At 58.5% G+C, this 2,225-nt stretch carries 5 protein-coding genes; all 5 read right to left on the bottom strand.

All coding sequences use genetic code 11. The features are described from left to right. A partial coding sequence (locus AC1DT3_RS18605) for a flagellar protein FlgN (RefSeq protein WP_477466708.1) occupies nt 1-310 on the bottom strand: 310 nt, incomplete at its 3' end. A gap of 55 nt (nt 311-365) precedes the next feature. Next, complete coding sequence (locus AC1DT3_RS18600; protein ID WP_477466707.1) at nt 366-830, bottom strand: rod-binding protein; 465 nt, start codon at nt 828-830, stop codon at nt 366-368. Nucleotides 831-882: 52 nt separating this feature from the next. Then, the gene (locus AC1DT3_RS18595; RefSeq protein WP_477466706.1) at nt 883-1,281 is read right to left on the bottom strand and encodes a hypothetical protein; all 399 of its coding nucleotides are present in this window, start codon (nt 1,279-1,281) and stop codon (nt 883-885) included. Between the two features lie 4 nt (nt 1,282-1,285). Continuing rightward, on the bottom strand, nt 1,286-2,041 hold the full coding sequence (gene fliR / locus AC1DT3_RS18590; protein ID WP_477466705.1) for a flagellar biosynthesis protein FliR: 756 nt from the start codon (nt 2,039-2,041) through the stop codon (nt 1,286-1,288). After that, nucleotides 2,038-2,225, bottom strand: a 188-nt coding sequence (locus tag AC1DT3_RS18585; protein ID WP_477466704.1) for a hypothetical protein, incomplete at its 5' end; no start/stop codon positions are given. The genes AC1DT3_RS18585 and fliR, both read right to left, overlap by 4 nt.

Here is a 2,225-nt window from a genome sequence, read left to right as displayed (position 1 = left end):
ATGTACCGTCTGATTCGGCGTTGCGAATGGCATTGGAGATGATGTCGGCCACTTCCTGCGACGCCCGCAGATGCATCCCGATGACCGAATGGTTGAAGTCGAGCTTCTCGCGCAACTCTGCGAGGCGCGAAATCGCACCGGTGTCGAGGGCGGCGCCTTCCGTGGCTCGTGCTATGCGGGTGAGTTCGAGCAGGCTTTGGCTTTTGCGTCGATTGAAGTCCTGCTGCCCCGACAGATCGTGGACTGCGAGTGCGGCTGATTCCGCGACGATGACCTCTTTGAGGCGCTCGATCGATTTTTCTAACATCATTGAATCCTTCCTAGGCAAAGCTGACATGCAAGTCRCTCTTTGCGATCGGCACTTCTCAATCGGTCGACAATTTGGCGGTTTCGTTCGTCGACGATGGTGGGTGAGACGCCAGGATTTTGGCAATTCCGACGCCGCCCGCCTTCGAAATCTGGGTGCCGATCTGTTCCGCCATCATTGAGCGCCAGACGTTACCGGCCGTCCCTTTCCCGAACGATGCCTCTGCATCCTTCGGCAGCATGGTTTCGATGAAACTCTGCAAGACGAAGGCTTCGAGTTGCTGATAGGCGGTCTTCGACTTGTCGCCGCTCAAGGCCGTTTCATTGCGGAAGGCGGTTCTTGCCGCGTAGGGATCGGACGGCATGGAGAGCGCGGGCGCCATCGTCGCCTTGAACACGTCGTCGAACCCTTCGGCGTTGGACGCTGCGAACTGCGAAAGGCGGCTCGCCGCAGCCTGATACCGCATCGGATCGGCAGCCCTTGCAACGTCGTGTACGATGTCAGTGGGCGGGTTGATGGCCATGCGACGCCTTCCTCAGGTCCTTCTTCGGCCCGTTCGTAATAGCGGCGCTAGCTTACGGGAGGCTTGCATCGACTTTTGTAGCGAGACGGTCGAGTAGCGCGAGATAGTCTTTCTTCTCCGATGATCGGCGGTGCTCGACGGCAAGGGTGTCGACAAGCCGCTCGGTGCGCTTCACCTTCATGGTCTGGTCGAGGACGATCTTCGTTTGGGCTTCCCGTTCCTGCTCGACAAGGCTCGCGCGTCCGGCGAGTTCATGCAGGCGCCGCGCCGTCGGTTCGACAAAAAGACCGTGCAGTTTTTCGTCGTCATTGAGCGTTTCGATGAGAACACGCTGCGCATCCTGAAGCTCGGCAGCCTTTCGCTGAAGGCTGCCGAGCTTCCACTCGGCGCTCTTCTGCAATTGCTCCTGCACCTTCAAGAGGCGTTGTGTCTTGCGGAGCCGCTTGTCCACGTCGCTATCCCTCGCGGAGCCAGAGAGCGAATCCAGCCATGAAGATCGCCATGAATTCGGTGAAGAGGAAGTAGAGCATGAGGAGGCCTCCGAACAGGACAAACGGCGTTGCGAGGAAATAGACGGGAATCTGTGGTGTCAGCTTATTGGTCAAACCGACCGCAAGGTTGACGACAACCGAGTAGACGATGAAGGGACTGCTGATCCGCAGAGACAGGAGAAAGGCTTGCGTCAGCTGATCGGTGATCTGCATCAGTGCCAGCTGGGTCGAGAAAATTTCACCGGGCGGCAGGCGCGCGTAAGAGGCGATCAGGCCCCGGAACAGCTCCCATTGGAGATCCGACAGGAAGAGAAGTGCCGTCGCAACCATCATGATCATTGATCCGATCGCCGGCATCATTTCACCTTCGTCGATGGCCGTTCCGGGAATGCTTCCGAAGCCGATGGCCATGGCGATGGCTGTCGCCATCGTCTGCAAAGCGACGAAGAAGATGCGGCCGAGCAAGCCGATCAGGAGACCGGTCAGGCTCTCCGTGAAAATCCATTGCAATGTTACCGCCGGATTTTGATCCGAGAGCCGCCCCTCGAATTTGTCGATCAACAATGGCGAGAGCGCGAAGGTCACCGCCAACGCGATGAAGAGGCGCACCTGAGGCGGCACCCGACCGCTCGAGAAGCCGGGAACGATCAGCAGACATCCACCGATCCGGCAGAAAATCAGGAAGATTGCGAGGAAGGTTTCGGGCGTGACCGTGGTCACGAGATGGTTCCAAGAGACTTGATTTCCACCCCACGCGCAATTTCGAGATGCGAAAGAACGGGCAATGTCGAAAACAGCCGTTCGATGATCATGCGGACGTAGGGCCTCGCATCGGGCGCTGTGACGAGGGCGAAGGTGTGAACCTCCTTCATCCGCTGCTTGATGGCATCGGATGCTTCCGTGC

It is taken from the genome of Microvirga sp. P4_G7 (assembly GCF_056401005.1).
Note: the sequence above shows the minus strand (reverse complement) of the source record. Positions and strands in the feature narration are given on the sequence as shown.

Bases quoted from the DNA above. Each gene is read 5' to 3' on its own strand.
- AC1DT3_RS18600 (WP_477466707.1), bottom strand. From the start codon at position 830: ATGGCCATCAACCCGCCCACTGACATCGTACACGACGTTGCAAGGGCT.